1 protein-coding gene is annotated in these 225 nt (G+C 36.9%); it reads right to left on the bottom strand.

Annotated elements, in window-relative coordinates:
• The coding region (locus BAU28_RS20985; protein WP_244158161.1) for a Cna B-type domain-containing protein at positions 1–225 on the bottom strand (225 nt) is incomplete at both ends.

Raw genomic sequence — 225 nt, 5'->3', positions numbered from 1 at the left:
CCTTCTACTTTCGTTTCGCCCACTTTTGTATTCGTGATGTCATAACCGTTTACTTTGGATTTATATCCTTCAACTGCTTGTTCTTTTACTTCATACTTGTATGCCTTACCTTCTGCATCGTAAGCTTGAAGTTTGTCAAACGTATACTTCCAGTTTGTTGCCGCTGTTACTTCTTTTGTATCCACTACTTTACCATTTTGTAGTAAGTCTACTTTGATTGTGCTT

Source organism: Bacillus paramycoides (genome assembly GCF_001884235.1).
Classification (GTDB): domain Bacteria; phylum Bacillota; class Bacilli; order Bacillales; family Bacillaceae_G; genus Bacillus_A; species Bacillus_A paramycoides.
This window is presented reverse-complemented; position numbering and strand designations above follow the sequence as displayed.